Annotated in this window: 23 protein-coding genes and 1 pseudogene; 5 read left to right on the forward strand and 19 right to left on the reverse strand. The window is 64.4% G+C overall.

All coding sequences use genetic code 11. From position 1 onward, the window contains the following. Window positions 1–9 precede the first annotated feature (9 nt). The 3 genes from fhuF to ShzoTeo12_RS24340 all read left to right on the forward strand — a co-directional run bounded on the left by fhuF (window position 10) and on the right by ShzoTeo12_RS24340 (window position 1,924). Window positions 10–762: a siderophore-iron reductase FhuF gene (gene fhuF, locus ShzoTeo12_RS24330; protein WP_318912826.1), complete on the forward strand. Its 753-nt coding sequence runs from the start codon at window positions 10–12 to the stop codon at window positions 760–762. Beyond that, window positions 749–883 (forward strand): hypothetical protein, encoded by a 135-nt coding sequence (locus tag ShzoTeo12_RS24335; protein ID WP_318914386.1) that lies wholly within the window; start codon window positions 749–751, stop codon window positions 881–883. Before fhuF ends, ShzoTeo12_RS24335 begins: the two co-directional genes overlap by 14 nt. 228 nt (window positions 884–1,111) lie before the next feature. Further along, the gene (locus ShzoTeo12_RS24340) at window positions 1,112–1,924 is read left to right on the forward strand and encodes an arginase family protein (RefSeq protein WP_318912827.1); all 813 of its coding nucleotides are present in this window, start codon (window positions 1,112–1,114) and stop codon (window positions 1,922–1,924) included. A gap of 189 nt (window positions 1,925–2,113) precedes the next feature. On the opposite strand, the gene ShzoTeo12_RS24345 is transcribed toward ShzoTeo12_RS24340, so the two are convergent. The 6 genes and pseudogenes from ShzoTeo12_RS24345 to ShzoTeo12_RS24370 all read right to left on the reverse strand — a co-directional run bounded on the left by ShzoTeo12_RS24345 (window position 2,114) and on the right by ShzoTeo12_RS24370 (window position 8,480). Further along, window positions 2,114–3,121 (reverse strand): Ldh family oxidoreductase, encoded by a 1,008-nt coding sequence (locus ShzoTeo12_RS24345; RefSeq protein WP_318912828.1) that lies wholly within the window; start codon window positions 3,119–3,121, stop codon window positions 2,114–2,116. Window positions 3,122–3,348: 227 nt separating this feature from the next. After that, window positions 3,349–4,482, reverse strand: a complete 1,134-nt coding sequence (locus tag ShzoTeo12_RS24350; RefSeq protein WP_318912829.1) for a GGDEF domain-containing protein — start codon at window positions 4,480–4,482, stop codon at window positions 3,349–3,351. A 123-nt stretch (window positions 4,483–4,605) separates the two neighbouring features. Next, window positions 4,606–5,532, reverse strand: coding sequence for a hypothetical protein (locus ShzoTeo12_RS24355; RefSeq protein WP_318912830.1), 927 nt, complete (start codon window positions 5,530–5,532; stop codon window positions 4,606–4,608). A 293-nt stretch (window positions 5,533–5,825) separates the two neighbouring features. Next, window positions 5,826–6,516: pseudogene (locus tag ShzoTeo12_RS24360) on the reverse strand (fumarylacetoacetate hydrolase family protein). A gap of 11 nt (window positions 6,517–6,527) precedes the next feature. Next, window positions 6,528–7,313: an SDR family oxidoreductase gene (locus ShzoTeo12_RS24365; RefSeq protein ID WP_318912831.1), complete on the reverse strand. Its 786-nt coding sequence runs from the start codon at window positions 7,311–7,313 to the stop codon at window positions 6,528–6,530. Between the two features lie 12 nt (window positions 7,314–7,325). Further along, a complete protein-coding gene (locus ShzoTeo12_RS24370) occupies window positions 7,326–8,480 on the reverse strand; it encodes a glutamine amidotransferase-related protein (protein WP_318912832.1) in 1,155 nt (384 codons plus the stop codon). A gap of 165 nt (window positions 8,481–8,645) precedes the next feature. On the opposite strand from ShzoTeo12_RS24370, the gene ShzoTeo12_RS24375 reads away from it, so the two are divergent. After that, the gene (locus tag ShzoTeo12_RS24375; RefSeq protein WP_318912833.1) at window positions 8,646–9,845 is read left to right on the forward strand and encodes a pyridoxal phosphate-dependent aminotransferase; all 1,200 of its coding nucleotides are present in this window, start codon (window positions 8,646–8,648) and stop codon (window positions 9,843–9,845) included. A gap of 61 nt (window positions 9,846–9,906) precedes the next feature. On the opposite strand, the gene ShzoTeo12_RS24380 is transcribed toward ShzoTeo12_RS24375, so the two are convergent. From ShzoTeo12_RS24380 to ShzoTeo12_RS24410, 7 genes are all read right to left on the reverse strand, one after another. Then, on the reverse strand, window positions 9,907–10,830 hold the full coding sequence (locus ShzoTeo12_RS24380; protein WP_318912834.1) for a dihydrodipicolinate synthase family protein: 924 nt from the start codon (window positions 10,828–10,830) through the stop codon (window positions 9,907–9,909). A 21-nt stretch (window positions 10,831–10,851) separates the two neighbouring features. Next, entirely contained in the window at window positions 10,852–12,024 is a 1,173-nt protein-coding gene (locus ShzoTeo12_RS24385) for a Xaa-Pro peptidase family protein (protein WP_318912835.1), read from the reverse strand. A gap of 1 nt (window position 12,025) precedes the next feature. After that, the gene (locus ShzoTeo12_RS24390) at window positions 12,026–13,117 is read right to left on the reverse strand and encodes a mandelate racemase/muconate lactonizing enzyme family protein (RefSeq protein ID WP_318912836.1); all 1,092 of its coding nucleotides are present in this window, start codon (window positions 13,115–13,117) and stop codon (window positions 12,026–12,028) included. A gap of 2 nt (window positions 13,118–13,119) precedes the next feature. Next, window positions 13,120–14,277, reverse strand: coding sequence for a M20 family metallopeptidase (locus tag ShzoTeo12_RS24395; protein ID WP_318912837.1), 1,158 nt, complete (start codon window positions 14,275–14,277; stop codon window positions 13,120–13,122). Between the two features lie 28 nt (window positions 14,278–14,305). After that, window positions 14,306–15,046: an amino acid ABC transporter ATP-binding protein gene (locus ShzoTeo12_RS24400; RefSeq protein WP_318912838.1), complete on the reverse strand. Its 741-nt coding sequence runs from the start codon at window positions 15,044–15,046 to the stop codon at window positions 14,306–14,308. Window positions 15,047–15,055: 9 nt separating this feature from the next. After that, complete coding sequence (locus ShzoTeo12_RS24405; RefSeq protein ID WP_119255051.1) at window positions 15,056–15,772, reverse strand: amino acid ABC transporter permease; 717 nt, start codon at window positions 15,770–15,772, stop codon at window positions 15,056–15,058. A gap of 95 nt (window positions 15,773–15,867) precedes the next feature. Continuing rightward, window positions 15,868–16,686, reverse strand: a complete 819-nt coding sequence (locus ShzoTeo12_RS24410) for an ABC transporter substrate-binding protein (protein ID WP_119255052.1) — start codon at window positions 16,684–16,686, stop codon at window positions 15,868–15,870. A 303-nt stretch (window positions 16,687–16,989) separates the two neighbouring features. Here ShzoTeo12_RS24410 and ShzoTeo12_RS24415 point away from each other — a divergent pair, with 303 nt between their 5' ends. After that, window positions 16,990–17,889 (forward strand): GntR family transcriptional regulator, encoded by a 900-nt coding sequence (locus ShzoTeo12_RS24415; RefSeq protein ID WP_119255053.1) that lies wholly within the window; start codon window positions 16,990–16,992, stop codon window positions 17,887–17,889. A gap of 514 nt (window positions 17,890–18,403) precedes the next feature. On the opposite strand, the gene ShzoTeo12_RS24420 is transcribed toward ShzoTeo12_RS24415, so the two are convergent. From ShzoTeo12_RS24420 to ShzoTeo12_RS24445, 6 genes are all read right to left on the reverse strand, one after another. Then, window positions 18,404–18,766 carry a hypothetical protein gene (locus ShzoTeo12_RS24420; RefSeq protein ID WP_318912839.1) on the reverse strand — a complete coding sequence of 121 codons (363 nt, stop codon included), beginning with the start codon at window positions 18,764–18,766 and terminating at the stop codon, window positions 18,404–18,406. A gap of 187 nt (window positions 18,767–18,953) precedes the next feature. Next, window positions 18,954–19,586: a YfdX family protein gene (locus ShzoTeo12_RS24425; RefSeq protein WP_318912840.1), complete on the reverse strand. Its 633-nt coding sequence runs from the start codon at window positions 19,584–19,586 to the stop codon at window positions 18,954–18,956. An 86-nt stretch (window positions 19,587–19,672) separates the two neighbouring features. Continuing rightward, window positions 19,673–20,998: a HAMP domain-containing sensor histidine kinase gene (locus ShzoTeo12_RS24430; protein WP_318912841.1), complete on the reverse strand. Its 1,326-nt coding sequence runs from the start codon at window positions 20,996–20,998 to the stop codon at window positions 19,673–19,675. A 52-nt stretch (window positions 20,999–21,050) separates the two neighbouring features. Further along, a complete protein-coding gene (locus tag ShzoTeo12_RS24435; protein ID WP_318912842.1) occupies window positions 21,051–21,731 on the reverse strand; it encodes a response regulator transcription factor in 681 nt (226 codons plus the stop codon). Between the two features lie 114 nt (window positions 21,732–21,845). Further along, complete coding sequence (locus ShzoTeo12_RS24440; protein ID WP_119255058.1) at window positions 21,846–22,166, reverse strand: 2Fe-2S iron-sulfur cluster-binding protein; 321 nt, start codon at window positions 22,164–22,166, stop codon at window positions 21,846–21,848. A gap of 57 nt (window positions 22,167–22,223) precedes the next feature. Then, on the reverse strand, window positions 22,224–23,459 hold the full coding sequence (locus tag ShzoTeo12_RS24445) for an NAD(P)/FAD-dependent oxidoreductase (protein WP_318912843.1): 1,236 nt from the start codon (window positions 23,457–23,459) through the stop codon (window positions 22,224–22,226). Window positions 23,460–23,476 lie beyond the last annotated feature (17 nt).

Genomic DNA, 23,476 nt, shown 5'->3' on the forward strand with positions numbered 1-23,476 from the left:
CGGGACGCGATGCAGCAGCCGGATGCCTTGAAGGCCTTCCTCGCGAAGATGTCCGCCTTCGGCGTGCAGACGGCGCTCCTCCCGCTCGCCCATGACAGCCTGCCCTTGTCCGCCCTTCTGGAAAGGGACCGTCTTGCGGAGACGCTCGGCAGATACGGCCGTCGCTACGGGCAGGGGCAGGAACGCCGCGCCGTCGCCACGCAATGGTCGAAGCATTATTTCCTGCAGGTCGTGACGCCCGTTCTCGCCGCGGCAATCCTCATCGACTGGCGGCTGCCGCTTCCCCTGGAGACGACAGCGCTGGATATCAATGCCGAAGGTGCGATCATGGCCCTTCGCGTTTCGTCCTACGGCAAGGCTGTCGCCCCCTCCCCCGGCACCGACCGTTTCTCGTTCCTGACGCAGGCGCATCTGCCCTTCGTCGTCGATGCGATCAGCCAGGCCAGCGGGCTTTCCCGTCATGTCCTATGGAGCAATGCCGGCAATCTCTTCGAAGGCGTTGCACGGCGGCTGGAGGCCGTTGCCCCGGAAGGCTCCGCCGGCATCCGCGACGCCAGGGCCCTCATGGAGACCAGCCATCTGGAGGATGGGACGCGCAATCCGCTATACCGCCCCATCCTCTATCTCGATGAAGCACAAACCATCCGCAAGCGCCGCGTCTGCTGCGCCCGCTACCTCATTCCATCTCTCGGCTTCTGTCGAACATGTCCAAGTCCCTTGATGCAGGAAAACGCTGCCGGACATATCGATGCCCGCTCGTAGTGGCCGCTTCTTCAAGAAGCCCTACCCGGTCCGCTGCGCCGTCGGCATCAGCGCCCTCGCCATCGAAGGCATGCGCGTCGAGGTGACGGCGATGGCGATGGCGATGAAGATCGCTGGTTGAAGGGTTTTAACAGATCCTTCGCCCCGAACGGCCAGCGGTGCCAGCCATCGCGCTGAGGGATCGGTTACTTCTGCGGCATTACATGATGCAAAAGCCCCGAGACCCATCGGTTCTCGGGGCTTTTTTTGTTTTGGTTGCAGGAAGGGAGAGAGGCATTTTCCGGTTGACAAGCCGGGGCAAATCGCCGCTTCGATGACTCATTATATTCTTCAAAATATAGCGATGGTAATGTTTCGACCTATCGAAATCATACTCTCCCAAGGCAGGATCGGCGACCGCACCAGCGGGGCGATACCGGGCGCGGCGGCGCTTGCCCATGCTCTCTCCCATAGACACACATTGCCGATGACGACGCTCGGCAACCCGGCGCCGCCGTGCATCGACAATTGGGACCGGGCCCTTGAAGGGGCAGAACAGACGCTGCATGAGCTTGCTCATGCCGTCGAGCAGAGCCTGTCGGCCAAGCGGCTGCCGCTTGTTATTGCGAACACGTGCTCGGCGAGCCTGGCGACGCTGCCGGCCGCGACGCGCCAGCTCGATAACCTTGCGGTGCTCTGGATCGACGCGCATGGCGATTTCAACACCCCTGAAACGACGGCATCCGGTTATCTCGGTGGAATGGCTCTCTCAGGGGCGAGCGGCATCTGGAACACCGGGCATGGTGGCGGTGTGACGCCCGAACGCACGCTTCTGATCGGAGCGCGCGATATCGATCCTTCGGAGGCCACCCTGCTTCAAACGGCGGGGATACGGGTCATTTCGCCCACCGAGGCCATCGGCGCCGATATCGCCCGACGGATCGGGAGCGCCCCGGTCTGGATCCACATCGACTGGGATGTCCTTGAACCCGGCTTTGTTCCTGCAGCCTATCGAATTGAAGGCGGCTTTTTGCCCGACGAATTGCAGGCCATTCTCGCCACGATCCCGGCATCGCAAATCGCGGGAATCGAGTTGGCGGAACTGGAGTTGCCGGACGATCCCGTTGCGGCGGAGCGAGCCGTCCACACAGCCATGGCAACTGTTGCCACGCTGTTCGGCTGACCCTCATCGATCAATCAGCAAACCGCCTGCACCGTCCCCGTTTCGGTGCGGCTGTCGAATGCCACTTCGATCCTGCGTTCGATATCGGCTTCCATGGCTGGCACCCCTTGCATCAAAGTCGGCACAAGATCGCGCATCCTGCTGCGAACGGGGGGCTGTCATTCGATGCGATGCACCAACCGCGATCGTTCACTTCTCGATCAAATCGCGGATACGTTCAAGAAGGACCGCGGAAACCGCGATGCCTTCCCGGTCGCTCGCCTCTCGCATGCGATAACGCCGATCGCCCGGCAGACGCGCATTCTGGTCGGAAAAGCCGGAAAACAGGGATTCCGCACCTTCATCAGCGGCAGCGCCGCCGATGATATCCGGCGAAAAGGCCAGCAGAAGCTCACCATGACACGGCGCGGCATTGGCACCCTGATCGAAATGCTGCGATTGGCGGCTCGTGCGATCACCGATCAGGGGACCGGCCATCAGCTCAATCATGGTCGCGATTGCAGACCCCTTGTGACCGCCGAAGGGAAGCATCGCCCCCGCCAGAACCTCGGCCGGATCGGTCGTGGGCTCACCCTGCAGGTTCACGCCCCAGCTATCGGGAATCTCCTTGCCGGCGTTGCGGTGCATGGCGATATCGGCACGGGACGCGGCGGAGGTCGCGAAATCGAAAACATAAGGCGGCCTGCCCTTTCGCGGCCAGGCGAAGGCCAGCGGATTGGTGCCCAACAGTCCTTTCGTTCCGCCTGCCGGCGCGACCCAGGCGTGGGTGGGGTTCATCGAGAGGCCGACGAGACCGGCCTCGGCGACCCGCTCGACCAGCGGCCACAAGGCTGTCGAATGGAATCCGTTCGTGACGGCAAGCAAACCAATTCCGACCTTGCCGGCCTTTTCGATCAAGGCCTCGATCCCTCTTTCGGCAGCCAGGCACGAAAAGCCGAATTGAGCATCGATCCGAACAACCGCCGGAGAAACGCTCTCCGGGGCGGGGTCGGCGTGCTTGTTGAAACGCGGATGCATCATCGTGTCCAGCGTTCCCGGCAAGCGCTGCAGGCCGTGAGACAAGCTGCCATCGCGCTGGGAAGCCGCGAGAATCCCCGCCAGACAATGGGCCTGTGGCGCATTGAGGCCATGGGAGAGTAGAAAGCCTGTCGCCAAAGCAGCCAGGTCGTTTTCCGGTAGCCTGATGTCGCGTGGCATCTTGTCGTTTCCTGCATTCGAGACGGTCCATTCGACAACAGGTCGAGCGGGGTTTCGTCGGTGTACTCGCCGAGGCGGACAATCTCCAGCACCGAAATCCTCGCCTCCACGCCGATCACGGCTTTTTCGGTCCCCGGCGTGATCCGGGGGACCGCCCTTCCTGGCCTTCATCGATGACGACGAGGCCATGCAGACAGAGGTCGAAGCCGTCCGGCGCGCGGTCACCTTCAAGCGAGCCGGACGCAGTCCCGTCCTTCCGCCTTCGCTCGGTACAGCGCTCGATCGGCGCGGTTCAATAGATCGACCAGATCCTCGCCAGTTGCCGCAATGGCAACTCCGAAACTCGACGTCGCACCATGCCCGTCCGGGAGCATGTCAAGCGCCCCGTCCTTGAAACTGGACCGAACGGTCTCGGCGAAATCATGCGCGGCGGCGGCTTGCACCGACGGGAGCAGTATCACGAACTCCTCGCCGCCATGGCGCCCGATGATCGCTCCCTCGGGAGCTTTCGCTTTGAGGGTCTTGGCGAAGGACTGGATAACCCGATCGCCACTTCCATGCCCGAACCGGTCGTTGATGACCTTAAAATGATCCAGATCGCCGAGGATCAGCGCGACCTTCGTCTGGGTCGTTTGCCGCGCAAGCGCATCACGCGCGCGAAGTTCAAAACCTCGACGATTGAACAGCCCGGACAACGCATCGGTCTCCGCCTCAGCCCGAATTCCATCCATGACATCGACAGCGATGATCGCGAAAATCGCGACCCCCAACGTGGAGCAAATGAGTGCATCCGAAATCGACACGATCAGCCAGTATGTGCTCTCAACCTCCAGGCTCGCAATGCCGGGAATCTGGAACGCAAAAGGCCGTGAAAGGAAAATCAGGCAGGAAACAGAAACGAGGCCAAAAAGCAGTTGCTCAACCGGCGTCCGCGCAGGCCGCCTGGCAACATCGACCAGCATCAAAAGGCAAATCGCCGCTGCTCCCCAATTGAGAATGACAGCCCTGGCCTGCAGGTTCGGCTCTACGAACAGGAAGAAGTACAGCACGGCAAGCGTCACCACCCCGATGAGAGTTAACGCGCCGTACCAGGGCGTTTGCGCATAACGCCGGGAAAGCGCGATGGACAGCAGCATCATCGACAACAGGATCAGCGCATTTGCAACCTGCCGCAAAACTGGTGCCTGCTCGGAAAAGGCGAAATAGAGTGCGCCAAAGCACAAAACCCTCACCGCATATGCAAGAGCAAAAATGGCGATGTAGTCGAGCTGGCGCTGACGCCGCCACAGCACGAGCAATGACATGCAGTATATTGCAGACATTGCCGGATTCAGAAGTGCGATAACGCTTTCGTAGCTCATATCTGGACGACCAGAGCAGCCAATTCCCCACTCCCCGCTTCAAAACAAGGTCATACTGCAGGGATTTGGTAAACCGCCGGTGAGCGTCTTCTCAACCACATTTTTTGCTTCACCGCGTGTCGATCAGCGGGCGGTATAGCTGATGCTCATTGTCGTGCCGGCAAGCGCACGCTGCGCAAGCTTCTGCGGCTCCAGATCGCCAAGCTCAAGAGGCAGCGGCGTGTCGAAATGGACATCCATCGTGAAGAAGCCGGTGGGGTTTGGCATATCCTGCACGAAACGAAGCAGCGCTTTCCTAGAGCCGGCATCGATCTGGCTGTCCGGCAGCGCCTCCACGGCTTTTCCCGCGATATCGCGCAGACGCGCGATATCGACTTCCGGATCGCTCTCGCCGGTTTCAGACGGTTGTGCTGCATAATTGGCGAGGGTTGGCAGGGCCACGCTTTCCCACAGGCCCTGATTATCCAGGCGCAAGCGCAGATGCGTGAGCGTTGCCGTGGGATTGGCTGCGAGCGTGGCAACCGACGAGCCGACCGGCACATTGATTTCAGCCGAGAAGGAAGCCTTGCCGAGTTTGGTGCTGCTGATCTCCGCATTCTGTATGTGCAGGTAGCCAGTCTGTGCATTGAAGCGATAGGATGCAGCGAAATCCAGCGGCCATTGCTGGACGGAACTGATGTAGTTCGACATCTTGCTGCTGGTTTGCAGCGCCAGGCGAGCGCCATCGACCACGATGCGTCCCCATTGCGGCGGACTGCCGCTCAGGTCGGGCGCGTCGGACAAATAATCCTGCAATCGGTCGAGTTCGATGACAAGCCGCTCCGTCTTCCAACCCATCATGCTCATGGCCTGATAGACGCTGTTCGAAACGATGCAGCCGTCCGGTATTTCCCTTACGGCGAAGCCTTCACCGGGCTTGAGAATATCGATTCCCTTCAGGAACTCCTCGCACCGATTGAGCGGCATATCGTCCGAAACCGGTTCCGGTGCCTGGGCAAATGCCGAAGTGGCGGCGATACAAACAAGAGCGGAAGAAAGAACGGAACGCATTTTATCAGGTCTCAAAAAATCATCTCCATAAAGGTGCGGGACCGATTTTACCCGAAGGATGTGCCGCGACGAAAGACGAGCTCCTGATTTTTGCTGGATTGCTCCCCTGATCAGAAATTACGTGGCCCGCGCCTTGGATGAGGGGCACCGTTACAGGGAGACACCTGCAGGGGACGGGTATCGAGGAGAGTTGGACGACCATGAACGCCAAGCCAGCGCTGGCGAAGCGCGGGACGGGCGAAACGATGTGGGCCTATCAATGGCCCAACGCCTTCACGCGCTGCTCGGCCGTGTCACGCTACAACCCGATTGCGCAGCCCGCCGAGCCCCGCGATCGTGATTTCCACGACGTCTCCCGGAACGAGGCGCCCCACTCCGGATGGCGTTCCCGTATAGACGAGATCGCCGGCCTTCAGTTCGACCAGGCGGGAAAGCGCGGCGATGATCTCCGGCAGGGTCCAGATCATCTGTAAAACATCGCCGGACTGGCGCAGCGTTCCATTGACGTGCAGACGGATGTCTCCGCTCGCCGGATGACCGATGCGCGCAACAGGGTGGATAGGGCCGCAAACGGCGGAGCCGTCGAACCCCTTGGCCATCGTCCAGGGGCGACCGAGCTTCTTGGCCTCGGCCTGGATGTCACGCCGGGTGAGGTCGTTGCCGATCGCATAACCCCACACGCGGTCCAGCGGCGGCCGCATCGATATTGCGGCCGCCGCTGCCGAGCGCTGCCACCAGCTCCGCTTCGTGCTCCAACTGCCCGGTGCAACTCGGATAGGGAATGTCCGCTTCTCCCACGATCAGGGCGTCCGCCGGCTTGTCGAAGAAGAAGGGCGGCTCGCGGTCGGGATCATGACCCATTTCGCGCGCATGGTCGGCATAGTTGCGCCCGACGCAGAAGATGCGCCGCACGGGAAAGTGTGCCGTGGAGCCGGCAACGGGCAGGCTCACCACCGGGGGCGGGTCGATGACATAGTCGCTCATGGTTTTCTGCCTCAGATATTGCGCAGCATGCCGCCGTCGACGCGCAGGCTCGTGCCGGTGATGTAGCCCGCACGCCCCGAGCAGAGGAAGCACGCCGCATCGGCGAATTCGCGCGGCGCGCCGTAGCGCCCCATCGGGATCGTCGCGCGGGAGGCGGCGGCGACCTCCTCCGCCGTCTTGCCGGTCCGCTTGGCGGCGGCGGCATCCAGTTGGTCGACGCGGTCGGTGTGAATGCGGCCGGGGATAAGGCCGTTGACCGTCACGCCGTCGGCCGCCACTTCAGCGGCGAGCGTCTTCGCCCAGCCGACAAGGGAAAGGCGCAGCGTGTTGGACAGGCCGAGATTGGGGATCGGCTGCACGACGCCGGAAGACAGAAGCACGAGAATGCGGCCGAAGCGCTGCTCGCGCATATGCGGCAGAAGGGCCGTGGCGATGCGGATCGGCGCCTCGACCATGGCGCGGAACTGCGGGACGAGGCTGTCCGCCTCCAGCGCGGCCATAGCGCCCGGCGCGGGGCCGCCACCGTTGAGCACGAGGATGTCGGGCCTGTCGCCGGCCTGTAGCTCTGCAATCGCCTGCTCCACGGCCGCCGGATCGGCAAGGTCCGTAACGAGCGTGGAGATGCGACCCGGTGCGGACGCCGCAATGGCCGAGCGCACCGGCTCCAGCCGTTCGGCGGAACGGCCGCCGAGAATGACATTGGCGCCTTCGGCGGCGAGGCTTTCCGCGATGGCCCGGCCAAGGCCGCCTGAAGCGCCGAGCACGAGGGCGGTGCGGCGGCTGAGTTCAAGATCCATGGTTTTCTCCTGTCAGGCCCGACGGGCGCGGGCGGTTCTTGCGGCTTCGGCCACGAAGGCGCGAAGAAGTGGGTGCGGATGCCCCGGGCGGGACGAAAGCTCGGGATGCCCCTGCATGCCCATGTAGAAGCCGTCTGTCGCCTCGATCGCGTCCGCGATGTCCTGGCCCGGCTCGCCCCCGAGCGCGCTTACCAGCACGCCCCGGCTTGCCAGCCCTTCATGCAGGGCGGGGGCCAGCCTGTAGCGGTGATTGCAGGCGATTTCGCTCTCGGCCCCGAGAAGCTGCCGAAGGCGGCTGCCCGGCATGGACCGGGTGATGCGCCGGCCGAGCCTGTATTCGCCTGTCTCGATGCGGATGAAACTGTGACGGGCGGCGGCAGGAGCCGCCTCCGCCATGTCCGTATCCTCCCAGCCGGAAAGCTCGCGGGCGACCGCTGTCGACATGCTCTGCATGCCGAGGCAGAGGCCCGCGATCGGGGTCCCGCCTGCCCGCGCGGCGCGGGCAAGCGCGATCTGCCCCGCCACCGACGACATCTGCGATCCGCCGGGAAGCAACACGCCGTCGACACCGGCGAGCGGATCGGCCGGCAGGTCGCGCGGATCGAGGAAACGCAGCGCGGCTCCCGGCGCCTCGGCATCGATGGCATCCCCCAGCGCGGCAAGCGGCGCCGGGCAGGTTTCAAGAAACTGTTCCACCGGCCCCGCAAGCGCGAGGACGAGGCCGGACGGCGCGACGGCGGCCGGCTCGGCGGGAAGCACCCGGCCGAACCGGTCCCGCCAGCCGATCACGCGGCCGTCGGCGTCGAGGAAGCGGTTCTCCTCCAGACGGACGGTCCTGTCTTCCGCCCCCGCTGCGGCAAGCCGCGACACGGCATCGCCGTCGGCAAGGAAAGCCGCATGCACGGGCACGACGGCCACCGCCTCGTCCGCAAGCTCGGCGAGAGGGCGGGCGCTTCGCCCGGTGAGGCGATCCGCCCAGATCAGGCCGCTCGGGATGAGAGCGCCTTCATCGGCGACATGCTGTTCGGCATCGGGATGGCGATCAAAGTCGAATTGCGCCGCCGGCCAGAACAGCCGCCCGCCCTCGGCAGCCGCGACGAGCGCCGCCGCCGCACCGTAGAGCGCGGGATGATCCGTTTCGTGCCGAACGAGGATGATGCGCCCCATGACCTCTCCCGAGAATCCACCACATGCACTTGTTGAATGGAAACGTACAATCTTACTGCGCTATTTTTCCCATACTTATCCTCCTTATCGGAAAAGTTTCAATCCAAATATTGTATTTTTTTTATCATTATAGACAATGCAGGGATCGTAACGGAGGTAGCATCCATGAATTCCAGACTCTCGCCCCGCATGGCCGTCGTCGGCGCGTCGCCGACCGCGGAAATATCGAACAAGCTGCGGGCGCTGGCCGCCCGTGGCGCCGACGTCATCAACCTGGGCGAAGGGGAACTGGACTTCGCGACCCCTCGCCATGTCTGCGAGGCCGGCATCCAGGCCATTCGCGACGGAGACACCAAATACACGGCCGTCTCCGGCACCGCCGCGCTCAAGGCGGCCATCGCGCGCAAGTTCGAACGGGAAAACGGGCTTCGCTACGCCCCCTCCGAGATCATTGCCGGGACGGGCGCCAAGCAACTGATCTTCAATGCCTTCCTGGCGACCCTCGGCGAAGGCGACGAGGTGATCGTGCCCGCGCCCTATTGGGTGAGCTATCCGGACATGATCCGGCTGGCAGGTGCAAAGCCCGTCATCGTGCCGTGCCACGCGCGGGACGGCTGGAAGCTGACGCCCGAGGCACTGGCGGCCGCGCTGACCCCGCGCACCCGCTGGGTCATCCTGAACTCGCCGAACAATCCGACGGGCGCGGTCTATGGCCGCTCCGAACTCTCGGCGCTGGAAGAGGTGCTCGCAGGACATGACGCCCTCGTCATGGCGGACGACATCTACGAGCATATCGTCCACGATGGCAGCTTCGTGGCGCCTGCGGCCGCGATGCCGCGGCTGGCCGGGCGCGTGCTGACGATCAACGGCGTCTCGAAGGGCTATTCGATGACGGGATGGCGGCTCGGCTATGCCGGCGGGCCGGAATGGCTGATCCGCGCCATGGACGTGCTGCAATCGCAGAGCACGTCCAATCCCTCGACCATCTCGCAGGCCGCGACCATCGCCGCGCTCGACGGAGACCTCTCCTTCCTGGACGGCTGGAAACGGACGCTGCTGGCGCGCCGTGAACAGGTGCTCTCCGCCATCGCGGCGATAACCGGCCTCTCCGCGCTGCCCACGCCGGGCGCCTTCTACGTCTTCGCCGACTGCACCGGCCTCTTCGGCAGGCGGACACCGGCAGGCACCGTCCTGGCTTCGGACCTCGATGTCGCCGGCTATCTTCTGGAGGAGGCTCATGTCGGCATGGTGCACGGCTCGGCATTCGGCATGCCCGGGCACCTGCGCATCGCCTATGCCATCGATGACGGAAGGCTCGCCGAAGCGCTGTCGCGCGTGGCCGCAGCCCTCGGCAGGCTTGCCTGACCACTGGCATGCGAAAGCCCCCGCCGCGACCGCGGCGGGGGCTTTTCGTCGAAACGCGATCTCAGGCGGCGAGCTTGAGGCCCGTGCGCGAATCCGCGGCGAGCCCTTCCATGACGGCACGCAGCTTCGGCTGGACGGCGGCCGGGATATCGCGCAGCGGCAGGCGAACGGACCCGCCGTCGAAGCCGCGCAGGTTCATCGCCGCCTTCACAAGCTGCGGCTGGCCATGCGCGCGGGCGAGCGCGCGATAGTCGTACCAGAGCGCGTGCAGGTCGCGGGCCGTCGATGCGTCGCCGGCTTCCAGCGCGCGGTAGGTCGCGAGGATCAGTTCCGGCAGCGCGCCGCTATTCGTCGTCGAAAAGCCGTCGAAACCGGCCATGACGGGGCCGAGGAAGGCGAGGTCCGAGGCGCAGAAGGTGCGCACGCGGCCGCGCAGGTCGTTCGCGATGCGGTCGATCGCCGTCGGGTTGAGGTCGCCCTGCTTCAGGCCGACCATGCCGTCGATATCGGCCAGGCGGCTGATCAGGGCCGGCGAAAGCGTGATGCCGATGCCCGGCGCGTTGTAGATGATGATCCCCGTCTTGGAGAGCGGCGCCACGTCGCGGAAGAAGTCGACGATCTGGTCGTCGGTGATCTCCGAAACGTAGGGCGCCGTCACCATCGGCACGCCGCCGAGATCGCCGGCAAGCTTCGTCAGCTCGTAGACGTCGCGCGGGTCGGAGCCGGCCGAGCAGAGCATTGCCGGAATGCGATCGCCGATCACGTCCATGACATGCGTGAAGACCTCGGCGCGCTCCGCCACGGTCATGGTGGGAAATTCGCCATAGGTGCCGCCGATGAGCACGCCGTCATAGCCGAGGGCGATGACGCGCTCGACGTTGCGGGCGAGCCCCGCCTTGTCGAGCGCACCCTCCCTGGTGAAAGGCGTCATGGTGATGTTGAAGATGCCTTTCAGGCGCGCCTGCGCCTCCTGACGGTCCTTCATTCGTATTCTCCTTGCAATTGGTTACGCGTCGATGCGGGTGAGAGCGCGCGGCACAGTGCCGAGCTGGTGCCAGCCCGTTTCCGTGACGACGATGGTTTCCGAGACCCCTACGGTGAAACGTCCGTAGATGCGGAGGGCGGGCGGCAGGTGGAATGTCATGCCCGGCTGGAGCGCGGTCTTGACGCCGGCATTCAGCGAAAGGATCGCCCCCTCGCCCCAGTCCGGCGCGAACGAAATGCCGACCGAATAGCCGAGGCGCTTGCGGAAATTGTCCGTGTAGCCGGCGGCATCGATGACCTTCTGGCAGGCGATGTGCGGCACCTCGCAGGCAACGCCGGGCCTGATCTCGTCCAGCGCGGCGGCGAGCGCGTCCTGGCAGACCTTCATCATGTCCTCGGCCTCCTGCGGCACCGGACCGACCCAGGCCGAGCGCATCAGCGCGGCGTGGTAGCGGTCGTGCACCGCAGCCATTTCGAGGAAGGCGGGATCGTTCGCCGAAAGGGCCGTGCGCCGCCATGTCCCGTGCGGCACGCCCGTGCGCCGGCCGGTCGAGACGAGCGGTTCCATGCCCATATATTCCGAGCCCGCCCGGATGGCGGCCTCCATCATGGCCGCGACCAGGTCGTTGTCGGAGGCGCCCGCCCGGACGGCGGCAAGGCCGGCCCGCATGCCCGCATCCACATAGGACGCCGCCTTTTCCAGCTTCTCCACTTCGAGCGGCGACTTGACGGCGCGCAGCGCCTCGACGATGCCGGCGCCGTCGTGAACCGTGCCGAGGGCCGACTGGAGGGTCTCGTAGACGGCGATCGGCAGGAACCAGCCGCGCTTGTCGATGGCGACGCGCTTGCCGGAAAGGCCCTTGCGCGTGATCACCTTCATCAGGAAGCCGATCGGATCCTCGCTGTCCTGGTAGACCTCGGCGTCGGAGATGAACGTGTTGGCGATGAAGTTGAAATATTCGAGCTGGCGGATGACGAAGACCGGATCGCCCTCGGCCGGCAGCACCAGCGCCTGGAAGGTATAATAGCCCGGCGTCTGCTGCCCCGTCAGATAGAAGATGTTCTCCGGTCCCGTGATGACCAGGGCATCGAGCCCGGCCTCTGCAAGGCCGGCCCGCGCACGCGCCTGCCTCTTCTCGTATTCGTCTCTTGGAAAGGCCGACTCCTGGCCCAGCACGACACCTGCGCTATCCATCTCATTCTCCCAGGGATAGGGGCGCGGAAGGCGCCCGGAAATTCAGCCCGAGGCCGGGCTCATGGCGGACAGCGACCTTGCCGTCCGCATAGGTCAGGCCGTCGGCCGGATCGTTGACCAGCCCGTCCGCGCCGTAGAGCTCGGCATGGAGGGGCCGCGTCGCCACAGCGAGGTGAAGCGCGGCCGCCGTGGCGACCCCGCCCTCGTTCATCTGGCCGATCATGAAGGGAATGCCCGCCGCGGCCAGGGACCGCGCGGCCGCAAGCGCGGGTGTCAGCCCGCCGAGCTTGATCAGCTTGAGGTGCCCCTGAAGCCGGCCGGCCGCCGACGGCGCGCGCGCCACCAGCGTCTCGACGTCGGCGCCGGAGGCAAGGCTCTCGTCCAGCATCACCGGCATCGGCGCACCGGCGGCAAGCCGCGTCATCGAATCCCAGTCCCCGGCCGCGATCGGCTGCTCGACATAGGCGAGCCCGAAGCGCGAAAGCGCCGCAAGCCGCTCCGGCGCTTCCGCCGCCGTCCAAGCGCCGTTCGCGTCGGCGGCAAGCTTGACCGTTTCGCCATGGGCGGCGCGGATGCGCGCATGGCGAGCGCAATCGGCCTCGACATCCTGGCCGACCCGCAGCTTCAGGTCGCGAAAACCGCGTGACAGGTAAAGCGCCACCTGGCGATCGAACGCCTCGTCGGTGGACAAAAAGAGCGTCTGGTTCGTGGCATGCGAAAGCGTCCGTGCCTCGCCGGCGAGAAGATGCGCGAGCGGCAGGCCAGCGCGCCGGGCATCGAGGTCCCAGAGCGCGATGTCGAACAGCATGCGCACCGGCGCCGGCAACGGGCTTGCGGCGACGGCGGCACGAACCGCATCCGGCGGTGCCTGCCAATCGAAGCCGCCGATCGCCGCGCGGGTGCGCCGCAGCAGATCCTCCGGCTCGTAGCCGTTCAGATAGGTGCAGTTGATGCGCACCTCGCCGATCCCGCGATGCCGCCCGTCATCGAGCTCAAGGTAAAGCGTGTCGAGACCGGGCACGGGCCCGGAACTGGCGGTGTGCACCGTCAGGCCCGCATAGGTCAGCAGAGAGCGGTAGAGATGGATCCGCATCGTCACGCCGCCAGGATGCGCCGCGCGATGTCGGCATAGATCGCAGCGCTCGCGACGAACTCGTCCGCCGGCACGAATTCATCGGGACGATGGGCAACGCGAATGTCGCCGGCGCCGATCACCACGCCCTCCGCGCCCGCCTCGATGAAATGCACGAGGTCGCATGCCCCCTGGAAGCCGAACGGGCCGGCTTCGGCAACGCCCGCCGCCCGGCAGGCGGCGACGGCGGCCTGCACGACGGGCGCGGTTTCCGGCGTGTCGGTCGCCCCGCCCGTGGTCGCGTGATAGCCGACGATTTCGGCGCGGATGCCGTGCGTCCTTTCCGCCTCCGCCAGCAGCGCGCGGATTTCCGCCTCGGCGCTCGCATCCGTCTCGCCGGGGATCAGGCGGCGGTCGAGCAGCAGCTCGCATTCGGCCGGGATGACATTATCGGCATGCCCGCCCTTGATGCGCGTCACCGTCAGGCTCGGATTGCCGACGAGCGGATGGCTGCGCTGCGCCAGGACATCGTCATGGAACGCGGCCAGCAGCGGCATGAGCTGGCCGGCGCGGAAGATGGCGTTGTCGCCGAGATGCGGGCTGCCGGAATGCGCCGCCTTGCCCGTTATCCGCACGACGGGCCGGAAAGACCCCTTGTGCGCCGAAAAGCACGCATTGCCGGTCGGCTCCCCGACCACGACGGCATCGATCTCCGGCCGCGATGCCGCATAGTGGCGTGCGCCGGCGCTCGCCACCTCCTCGTCGCCGGTGAAGACCACCATCAGCGTGCCGGACCATGCCTGCCGCTCGGCGACCAGCATGCGCGCCGCCTCGATCATGGCGGCCAGCGGCCCCTTGCAATCGCAGCTTCCCCGGCCGTAAAGCCGGCCGTCCCGCTCGGTGAGGGTGAAGGCATCGGAGGTCCAGCCGTTGCCCGCCGGCACCGTATCCATATGGGTGTTGAACGCGAAGACGGGGCCCGGCCCGTTGACCAGTCGCGCCTCGACATTGAAGCGCGCGGGGGCATATTCGATCAGCTTCACCTCGAAGCCGAGCGATGCGAGCCGTTCGCGGGCCCACTGCGCCACCGCGCCCTCCCCGCCCGGCGGGTTTTCGGAGTTGATGGCGACGAGTTCACCCAGCTCGCGCTTCATGCGAGCGGCATCGGGGCGGATGTTCATATCGGACTTCCCTGAAAAGGCACGAAGTTCAGTGCAGGATCTGGTTGAGGAACTGCTTGGCGCGGTCGCTGGCCTCACCGCTGAAGAACACCTCGCTCGTGGCGTTCTCGATGATCGAGCCCCGCTCCATGAAGATGATCCGGTCGGCCGCACGGCGCGCGAAGCCCATTTCGTGCGTGACGCAGACCGAGGTCATCCCATCGGCGGAAAGCTCGGTCATGACGTCGAGCACCTCGCGGATCATTTCCGGATCGAGCGCCGAGGTGGGCTCGTCATAGAGCATCAGCTTGGGTTTCATCGCCAGCGCGCGGGCGATGGCCACGCGCTGCTGCTGGCCGCCCGACAACTCGTCCGGCAGGTGATCGGCACGGTCGGGAATGTGGACCTTGTGCAGGAGGTCGACCGCCAGGTCATGGGCGTCGAGACGCGAATAGCCGAGCACCTTCATCGGTGCCAGCATGATGTTCTCGACCGCGTTGAGATGCTGGAACAGCTCGAAATTCTGGAACACCATGCCGATCTGCGCGCGCAGCTTGTGGGCGTTGCGCAGGTCGCCGGTGATCTCCCGGCCCTCGAAGGCGATCGATCCCGCGCTCGGCGGCTCCAGAAGGTTGAGGCAGCGCAGCAGCGTGGACTTGCCCGAGCCTGAGGGGCCGATCAGGACCACGGTCTGGCCCTTGGTCACGGAAAAGGAGCAGTCCTTCAGGACATGCAGGGAGCCGAAATACTTGTTGACGCCATTGACTTCGAGGAAAGCGGAACCGGTCATCGGATGGCCTCAATTATTCTCGGCAGCAGGCTGCAGCAGGATGGAAAGGACGGAGCGCTTCGGCGCGCGGCTGCGCTTGGGTTCGAGCGAGCGTTCCATCCAGTACTGGCCGGCCATGAAGATGGTCGTCAGTGCGAGATAGTAGATGCCGGCCGCGCTCAGCGCCTCGAAGTAGCGGAAAGTTGCCGATGCGGTCTGGTTGGCCACCAGCAGCAGCTCCTCCACGGCGATGACCGAGACGAGGGCCGATGTCTTGAGCATGCCGATGGTCTGGTTGCCGATCGGCGGCAGCATGATGCGCGCGGCCTGGGGCAGGACGACATAGCGCATCACCATCAGCTTGGTCATGCCGAGCGCCATTCCTGCCGTGCGCTGCCCGCTCTTGATCGCCTGAAGGCCCGAACGGATGATCTCGGCCATGTAGGCGCCTTCGTTGAGCGACAGCGCGATGACACCGGAAGCGAACGCGGTCAGGCGGATGCCGAAGGTCGGCAGGACATTGTAGATGAAGATGATCTGGAAGAGGACCGGCGTGCCGCGGAACAGCCAGAGATAGAACACCGCGATCAGCCGGACAGGCAGGAACTTCACCTGATTGACGAGCGCGAGCACAAAGCCGGCCAGCAGGCCGAAGACGAGAGAGCTGACCGTGATCAGCAGGGTCATGGCCGCACCGTGGAAGAAGGTGGGCGAGAGTAGATACTGGAAGACCAGATCAAGTGACATCAGTCAGCTTTCCCTGTTTTTAAAGCGGAGCGGAGACCGCATGGAGTATCGGCGCGAGGGGACCGGAGGCGCCCGGCGCCTCCGGTCGGCGAGGCTCAGTCGAACAGCGAAACCGACGGCGGCAGCTTCCACTTGGCGATCAGCTTGTCATAGGAGCCGTCCTCGGCCATGGCCTTGATGGCCGCCGCAAGCGCGGCCTGCAGCTCGGTCGCGCCCTTCGGCGTCGCGATGCCGATCTGGGTATCCATCTCGAAGGGCTCGCCGGCGATCTCGAAGACGCCCGGCATCTTCTCCAGCGCCATCACCGCGCCCGGCGTGCTCTCGTAGTTGGCGTCGGCCCGGCCCTGGCTCAGGGAAAGCGCGCTGTCCTGCGCGGTGGGCAGCGTCAGCACCTTCACCTCGCCGAGGCCCTTGGCCTGGCAGCGCTCGTTGTCGGCGCGCGCCTGGCTTTCCGAAATGCCGCCGAGCGTCACGGCGACGGTCTTGCCGCAGATCGTGTCGTCCCGCCCGGTGATCCCCTTGGGATTGCCGGTCTGGACCATGACGTTGTTGCCGATCTCGAGATAGGGCACGAAATCGACCTGCTCGGCGCGGGTCGGATTGATGTACATGGCGGAGTTGATGATATCGATGCGCCCGCCCTGAAGCGCCGGGATGAGGCCCTTGAACTCCATGTTCATCGCCGCCGGCTCAACCTTGAGCTTTTCGGCGAGCGCCTGAAGGAAATCGATATCGAAGCCAGTGAGCTTGCCCTCGCTGACATATTCGAACGGTGCGAAGCTGGCCGCCACGCCATAGGTCAGCTTGCCCGCTTCGACGAGCTTGACGCCGTCGAGGGACTGGGCGGCGGCAGCAGCGCCGCAAACGGCAAGCGGCGCTGCTGCGAGAAGAAGAATGCGAAGAAGACGGTTCATGCGGAGTTCCCCATTCGTGTTTGCAGAATTCGAATTTGCAGACCGTGCCCCTTGATGGAGCCTTATTGTTTTTAATTTATCAACTTGTACAATTTGACCGACACCCCGTCAACCCATATTGCGATGGAGAGCACTCGCGAAATTTGCCGACAAGACGTGTTTGCGAAACGCAATTTCCTGAATATCCGCGGTTCCGCACCTATTTTACGGTGCAAAATCGTGCAGAAGCCGCAACGAGAAGTTTGAAAAACGCACAAGCTGCCTGTATGATAGGCAAATAACAGTACAATTTTCTTTCGGGCTATGGACAAAAATCCCCGTCAAAACCGCTACCTCCTGGCAAATCGCATCGTCGAATTGGCGCGCGCCTCGCGTTTTCAGGTGGATTATCACCTGCGCGAGCAGCAGCTTGCCGACGTGCTGCAGGTCTCCCGCACGCCGATCCGCGCGGCATTGATGCTACTGGCGGAAAGAGGCGTGGTGGAAGCCCGCAAGAACAAGGGCTTCTTCATGAAGATCGGCGCCGAGGCGCTCGGCCGGACGGAAGTGGAGGTCCCCAGTTCGCCGCAACAGGATCTCTATGCCCGCATCGTCGAGGACAGGCTGACGCACCAGCTTGGGGAAACGGTGGGGCAGGCGGAAATCTCCCGCCGCTACGGCGTCGAGCGCAACGTCCTGCAGAAGACGCTCTCGTCCCTGATGGCCGACGGACTGATCACGCGCGGCCCGGGGCGCAACTGGACCTTCCAGCCGACCCTCGACAACAAGTTCGCGCTGGACGCCAGCTATGAATTCCGCTGCGTCATCGAGCCGTCAGGCATATTGATGGAGAGTTTCCGGGCCCATCCGGCCGCGCTCGAACATATCCGCCTGGAGCATTTGAACCTCCTCGCCCGGCCGGATTTCAACAGCCTGCCGGCGCGCCAGCTCTTCGAGCTCGATGCCAGCTTCCACGAGACCATCGCGGAATGTTCCGGCAACACGTTCCTGCTCCAGTCCATCCAGCACCAGAACCGCCTTCGCCGCCTGCTGGAATTCGCCAGCTACACCAATGGGCGGCGCGTGCGTGAGTGGTGCCAGGAGCACCTGCGCATCATCACCGCGCTCCAGGAGGGTGACCGCGCGCGCGCGGCCGATCTGATGAAAGGCCATCTCGAAAGGGCGAAGGCCAGCGCCGAGCGGACGAAGCGCGAAGGCGCCTGACCGGACGCGGCATCGCAAAGGATGGGGAACGCACCCTATCCGAGCCGCATCCCGCTCATATCGAAGACATGCCACGCCGCCCTTCGGAAGGAGACGCGAACTGTCGATCCGATATCGGCATCCGTTCGCTCGCGCATGCTGGCGAGGATACGCTGTCCGGCGACGAACCGAGACCGGCGCGACCTGTTTCACCCGGCCTGTGAAAGGATACGAGCCCGCGCTTCATGAATAAGGCCAAAGGCAGAGACGAGAGGGCTCACTGATTTTTAAAAGACATGTCAGGTAATGACACCGGCAATTCAGCCGCAGGCGCGCCATGCCGGATCATGTCCAACGCGCTTGCCTGCCGGGAGAGTTGATTGAAGGTGACAATGCTCCATGATGACATCTGCCTGCTCTGAGATGGACAACTGAGCGGTCGATGTATCGGCGCTGATCGCGGGACCGCGCAGCAGCGGAAGGGGAGGCGGGCCGCCTCCCCTTCGATGTCCTAACGTGCAGGGTTAGTCGCCGTCTAACGGACGTAGAACGTAAAGCCGCCATCGGCCGCTTCATCGACGGCAACCACGTTGCGCAACTCGACATCCTGCGCCTTCAGCGCTTCCGTGAGCGCCTTGTTGCCGGCGATAGCCTTCTGCAGCGACTTGGTATTGGCTGCGTAGCTGTCCGGATTGGCCATCGGGTCGCCGTTGTCGAGGGTGCTGATGTCAACGACGGTGAAGTTCTTTCCCTTCAGCGCCTTGACGGCGCTGTCGAGATGCGACTGCTGGATATCCGCGCCGGGCCACATTTCAGCACGAGCGACGCCGGCCAGGGACGAGAGAGCGATGAGCGAAATGCCAACTGCGGATGCAAAGCGGTTCATAGTGATCTCCATGCGGTCTCCAGATCCGGTATGAATCTTCATCGTGACCGTGAGGAGATCATGCGGCGCCGAATTTGCATGAGCTCTGCGCGAACTTTACATCTGTGTAAGTTTCCGCCGCCCCAAGTCCCGCCCGCGAACGCCAACGGCCGGGAATTCCGTTCCCAGCCGTTGCCATGCGATCTTGATTGTGCCCGGCCTATTGTTGGCGGACCGGAATCCCGTCGGTGTCATAGGCCTCGACGACGACGGAATCTTCCACGGCTTTCAGCGCCTGGCTAGCCTCGTAATACTTCCGCACATCGAGCAGCCGCGCAGCGGCCTCGACAGACCGCAGGCTGGCATTTGCCGGGACAAGCGTCGCCGAGACCGTAATGCCGATATCGGCAGCTTTCAGAACCGTGATCGCCAGTCTGTATTCACCTTTTGCAATATACACATTGGCCTTATCGACCGACGCCCGCGTCTCGTCCGTCGGCTTGAAGCCTTTCGACAATACGAGCAGAACATCGAGGGGGATGTAGGCGTCTCCTTCTTGCGCCCGCTTTCCAACCGGCACGGCGAGATCCGTCGCGTGGCGCTGCACGACCTGCATGTCGGTCTTCGCTTCGCTGACGAGGGCTATCGCCTTGTCGGGCGCGCCATCGAAGATTGCCTGACGCGCTTCGCGGATTTCCCGCACGGCCCGGTAGGCTTCATCGATGGGCCGGATCAGGCCGGCACTGTCCCTGGCAGAGGCTCGAACCGGGGCGGCATGGGCAGGCGCGAGCGCATCCACGCTGAGAAGGACGATCGAAAGCGCGGTGATTGCGGTATGGAGATGAAGGGGCATGGTGCACTCTTTCTCCGGCCGCTTTCCGGGCGGCGCCGGCATGAGGCAGAATAGACCCGCATGTTCGCGCGGGGCTGGCGCGAAGCTTACAGAATATTGATTTTCGCCCGGGGCGGAAACCGGATCGAAACCGCAAGGCCGGGGCCATTGTCCGACAGGGCGAGTGACGCGTCATGCCGGACGGCGACAGCGCTGACGAGTGCAAGCCCGAGCCCGGATCCCGGCGCGGGCTGGCCGCCTTCGACCCGGTGGAAGGGCAGGAGCACGTCGCTGCGCCGGTCGGCGGGAATGCCCGGCCCGTCGTCGCAGACCCGCAGCACCACCGCCCCCTCCCCGTCCTCCGCCGCATCCAGGGTGACGGTGGTGCCCGGCGGACAATGCCGGCCGGCATTCTGGACGAGATTGGCGAGAGCCTGCCGCAGCATGGGGGCATCGCCGAAAACGGCAAGCCCCCGGAAAAGGTCGGCATCGCAGACCAGCCTTTGCCCCATGTCCTCCAGCAGCGGCGTGAAGGTCTCCTGCATCTCGGCCAGCAGCTCCGCGACGAACACCACCGAAAAGTCCGCCTCACCCGCCGAAGCCCGAATGCGGGAAATGCGCATGATCGCATCGAACGCGCCCGTGACGCCCTCCAGTTCCGCAAGGACGCTCTCCATTCTCTCCTGCAGCCGGGCATCGCCGGTCGTCTCGACCATGGCCTGCTGCACCTCCAGGGAGATCCGGCCGAGCGGCGAGCGCAGGTCGTGGGCGATCGTGTTGACCGTGTTCCTGGTAATGTCGGACAACACCGCAAGCCGATCGATATGCGCGTTGATGCGCTGCGCGATCCTGTCGATCTGGTCATTCAAGGACGACACGGGGATACGTACCGCCATATCCCCGCGCGACACGGCTTCAAGCGTCTCCGACATCGCCTCCAGCTTGCCGAACATCCGTCGGCTTACCGCATAGCCCGCCGCTATCGATGCAATCGTCACTGCGGCACCGGCGAGCAGCAGCGAATAGAGCAGTTGCCATTCCGTCCGTTGCAGTACCCGGATATTGTACCCGACGACGAGTGTCGCCGCCCCGTCAAGCGGAGTGGTACTGCTGGCATGAAGACGATAGAGCCCGTTCGGGCGCGGCAGGAGCTGGTTGAATTCAAGCGTCATCCAGCCTTCGGAAAGGGGCAGGGTATCGAGATTGCCGGCGAGCCGCCGCCCGTCTGCATCGAACAGTCCAGCCACCCGGCGACCGGCCACCGCGGGCGTCTCCATCTGGCCAATGGCGTCGACAAGCGCCTGCTGGCCGTATCGGTCATATATCTGCAGGAAGAGCTGCTCCTCCTCCAAGAGCTGGTTGTCCACATCGCGCTCCATGGCGCCGCTGAGCACGATATAGAGGATAGCACCGAGCGCCAGCAGCACGGCCATGAAGGCGCCAAGCGAGAGCAAGGCGGCCGTGAAGGCGCCGCCCGAGAGGATGTTACCGCGGCGCATGGATGCAATAGCCGACATTGCGCATCGTGTGGATCAGGGCGACCGCGAAGGGCTTGTCGATCTTGGCGCGCAACCTGCTCATATGCGTCTCTACCACGGAGGTCTGCGGGTCGAAGCTGAAATCCCAGACCTTCTCGAGCAGCATGGTCTTGGTGATCATGCGGCCGGCATTGCGCATGAGCGCCTCCAGAAGAGCAAACTCCTTCGGCTGCAGGTCAATGCTCGTATCGCCGCGCCGTGCCGTGCGCGAGAGAAGGTCGAGCTCGAGATCATGAACCGTCAGCACAAGCGCCGCCCCCTTCGCCGCCGTCGGACGGCGGGCAAGGACCACGATGCGCGCGAGAAGTTCCGAAAAGTGGAACGGCTTGGTGAGGTAGTCATCCGCGCCGGACATCAGGCCCTCCACCTTGTCGCCGACATCGGACATGGAGGTCAGGAACAGGACCGGCATCGTCTTGCCGGCCGCACGCAACGCCTTCAGCACCGCCATGCCGTCCATGCCGGGCATCATGCGGTCCATGACGACGAGATCGACCTCGTTATAGAGACAATGGCTCAGGGCGTCGCGACCGTCCGCGTAGCATTCAACGGAATATCCTGCCTGTGACAGCCCCTTGCGCAGGAAATCGGAGGTCTTGCTGTCGTCTTCTGCGAGAATGATCTTCATGGGCGGCTACCGGCAATCCCTAGTCGTCCTTTTTGCCATAGGACCGGCGGCGGCACAGCTTAAATCTTTGTCATCTTGGGTCTCGCGCGGCAGGCCGCTCCGGCGGCGCCATCGTCAGGACTGGCGCTCCGGCACGTGGACGACCAAACCGTCGAGCGCGTCGGCGATCCTGATCTGGCAGGAGAGCCGCGAGTTCGGGCGGACGTCATAGGCAAAGTCGAGCATGTCCGCCTCCATAGGGCCGGGCGGACCGACCTTTTCCTGCCAGGCGTCATCGACATAGACGTGACAGGTCGCGCAGGCGCATGCCCCACCGCATTCGGCCTCGATGCCCGGCACGGAGTTGCGCACGGCGTTCTCCATGACACTCGTTCGGGACTCGGCCTGGATTTCGAATACGGTGCCATCCTTTGCGACGATCGATATTCTGGGCATGGAAACACTCGAAGATTGGTTGCCGACTACTGACGTGAGTGGCCGCAGGCCACGGGACTATTGAAGCAAAGCCTTGAGGTCGGTCGCGGGATCGCCGACGATAACGGCGGAAGGCGACCTGCCGGCTTCGATCAACCTCTTGGCGACCATGTAGACCCGCGGGTCGTTCATCGCGTCGACCGCAAGCAGCTCTTCGCCGCGGTAATACCAATAGGACACGCCGCCTGCCGCGCCGGGGCGCGTCGTCACGGTATCGTAGCCAGCCGAAAGCCCGGCGATCTGCAGCTTCACCTCATACTGGTCGGACCAGAACCACGGCTTTGCATCATACCGGCTGGGCGCTCCCGTCAGGGACCACGCCACGGCCTCCGCCTGCTCGATGGCGTTGCCGACACTTTCCAGACGAATCCGGCCGGACCGCCAGGGAAACGAAGCGCAATCGCCGGCCGCGTAGATCTGCGGGTCGGAGGTCCGGCAGTTCTCGTCCACGGCAATGCCGTTGTCGATGGAAAGGCCAGCGGCTTGGGCCAGTTCGACATTCGGGACCACGCCCACGCCGGCAATGACGAAATCGACCGGGATGACCGAGCCGTCGGCAAGCCGTGCGGAGCGGACATGCCCCTCCTCGCCCTGCAGCGTCTCGAGCGCCGCGCCCTCCAGCAGCGTGACGCCTTTCCGGTCGTGCAGGTCTCGAAAATAGGCTGCGGTTTCCGGACACGCGACGCGCTGGAGGATGCGCGGTGCAGCTTCGATCACCGTCACCTTCAAGCCCAGCTTGGCGGAGACGGCCGCCGCTTCGAGACCGATGTAACCGCCCCCGACGATAAGCACACGCTGGTCCTGACGGAAATGCTCCGCCATGGCGTTGATGTCGGCGAGATTGCGGACGCAGAAGACGCCATCGAGATCGCCCCCGATCTGCGCCGGCAAGGTCCTCGGGCGCGCACCGGTGGTCAGGATGAGGCGGTCGTAGGGGACGGTGGCGCCATCGGCGAGCGCAACGACTTTCCGGTCGCGGTCGATGGCCGAGGCCATTGACGAGAGCCGGAGGTCGATGGACCGTTCCTCATAGAAGCTCGGCGGGCGGAAATAGAGGCGATCCTCGGTGATCTCGCCAAGGAGGTAGCCCTTCGACAAGGGCGGCCGCTGGTAAGGCGGATGCGCTTCCTCGCCGATCAGGGTGATCGGCCCCTGATGCCCCAGGTCGCGCAGCTTGGCGCAGGCGGTAAAGCCCGCCTGCCCCGCCCCGATCACCACGATGCGGGCGCAAGGATCGATCGGCTCGTCACGCATGGGGCACCTCTTTCCGT

It is taken from the genome of Shinella zoogloeoides, from assembly GCF_033705735.1.
GTDB classification, from domain to species: Bacteria; Pseudomonadota; Alphaproteobacteria; order Rhizobiales; family Rhizobiaceae; genus Shinella; species Shinella zoogloeoides_A.

Excerpts from the sequence above, each read along its gene's own strand:
- fhuF (WP_318912826.1), top strand. The coding sequence starts at position 10 with ATGCAGCAGCCGGATGCCTTGAAGGCCTTCCTCGCGAAGATGTCCGCC.
- ShzoTeo12_RS24335 (WP_318914386.1), top strand. The coding sequence starts at position 749 with ATGCCCGCTCGTAGTGGCCGCTTCTTCAAGAAGCCCTACCCGGTCCGC.
- ShzoTeo12_RS24340 (WP_318912827.1), top strand. The coding sequence starts at position 1,112 with ATGTTTCGACCTATCGAAATCATACTCTCCCAAGGCAGGATCGGCGAC.
- ShzoTeo12_RS24345 (WP_318912828.1), bottom strand. The coding sequence starts at position 3,121 with ATGCCACGCGACATCAGGCTACCGGAAAACGACCTGGCTGCTTTGGCG.
- ShzoTeo12_RS24350 (WP_318912829.1), bottom strand. The coding sequence starts at position 4,482 with ATGAGCTACGAAAGCGTTATCGCACTTCTGAATCCGGCAATGTCTGCA.
- ShzoTeo12_RS24355 (WP_318912830.1), bottom strand. The coding sequence starts at position 5,532 with ATGCGTTCCGTTCTTTCTTCCGCTCTTGTTTGTATCGCCGCCACTTCG.
- ShzoTeo12_RS24365 (WP_318912831.1), bottom strand. The coding sequence starts at position 7,313 with ATGGATCTTGAACTCAGCCGCCGCACCGCCCTCGTGCTCGGCGCTTCA.
- ShzoTeo12_RS24370 (WP_318912832.1), bottom strand. The coding sequence starts at position 8,480 with ATGGGGCGCATCATCCTCGTTCGGCACGAAACGGATCATCCCGCGCTC.
- ShzoTeo12_RS24375 (WP_318912833.1), top strand. The coding sequence starts at position 8,646 with ATGAATTCCAGACTCTCGCCCCGCATGGCCGTCGTCGGCGCGTCGCCG.
- ShzoTeo12_RS24380 (WP_318912834.1), bottom strand. The coding sequence starts at position 10,830 with ATGAAGGACCGTCAGGAGGCGCAGGCGCGCCTGAAAGGCATCTTCAAC.
- ShzoTeo12_RS24385 (WP_318912835.1), bottom strand. The coding sequence starts at position 12,024 with ATGGATAGCGCAGGTGTCGTGCTGGGCCAGGAGTCGGCCTTTCCAAGA.
- ShzoTeo12_RS24390 (WP_318912836.1), bottom strand. The coding sequence starts at position 13,117 with ATGCGGATCCATCTCTACCGCTCTCTGCTGACCTATGCGGGCCTGACG.
- ShzoTeo12_RS24395 (WP_318912837.1), bottom strand. The coding sequence starts at position 14,277 with ATGAACATCCGCCCCGATGCCGCTCGCATGAAGCGCGAGCTGGGTGAA.
- ShzoTeo12_RS24400 (WP_318912838.1), bottom strand. The coding sequence starts at position 15,046 with ATGACCGGTTCCGCTTTCCTCGAAGTCAATGGCGTCAACAAGTATTTC.
- ShzoTeo12_RS24405 (WP_119255051.1), bottom strand. The coding sequence starts at position 15,772 with ATGTCACTTGATCTGGTCTTCCAGTATCTACTCTCGCCCACCTTCTTC.
- ShzoTeo12_RS24410 (WP_119255052.1), bottom strand. The coding sequence starts at position 16,686 with ATGAACCGTCTTCTTCGCATTCTTCTTCTCGCAGCAGCGCCGCTTGCC.
- ShzoTeo12_RS24415 (WP_119255053.1), top strand. The coding sequence starts at position 16,990 with ATGGACAAAAATCCCCGTCAAAACCGCTACCTCCTGGCAAATCGCATC.
- ShzoTeo12_RS24420 (WP_318912839.1), bottom strand. The coding sequence starts at position 18,766 with ATGGAGATCACTATGAACCGCTTTGCATCCGCAGTTGGCATTTCGCTC.
- ShzoTeo12_RS24425 (WP_318912840.1), bottom strand. The coding sequence starts at position 19,586 with ATGCCCCTTCATCTCCATACCGCAATCACCGCGCTTTCGATCGTCCTT.
- ShzoTeo12_RS24430 (WP_318912841.1), bottom strand. The coding sequence starts at position 20,998 with ATGGCCGTGCTGCTGGCGCTCGGTGCTATCCTCTATATCGTGCTCAGC.
- ShzoTeo12_RS24435 (WP_318912842.1), bottom strand. The coding sequence starts at position 21,731 with ATGAAGATCATTCTCGCAGAAGACGACAGCAAGACCTCCGATTTCCTG.
- ShzoTeo12_RS24440 (WP_119255058.1), bottom strand. The coding sequence starts at position 22,166 with ATGCCCAGAATATCGATCGTCGCAAAGGATGGCACCGTATTCGAAATC.
- ShzoTeo12_RS24445 (WP_318912843.1), bottom strand. The coding sequence starts at position 23,459 with ATGCGTGACGAGCCGATCGATCCTTGCGCCCGCATCGTGGTGATCGGG.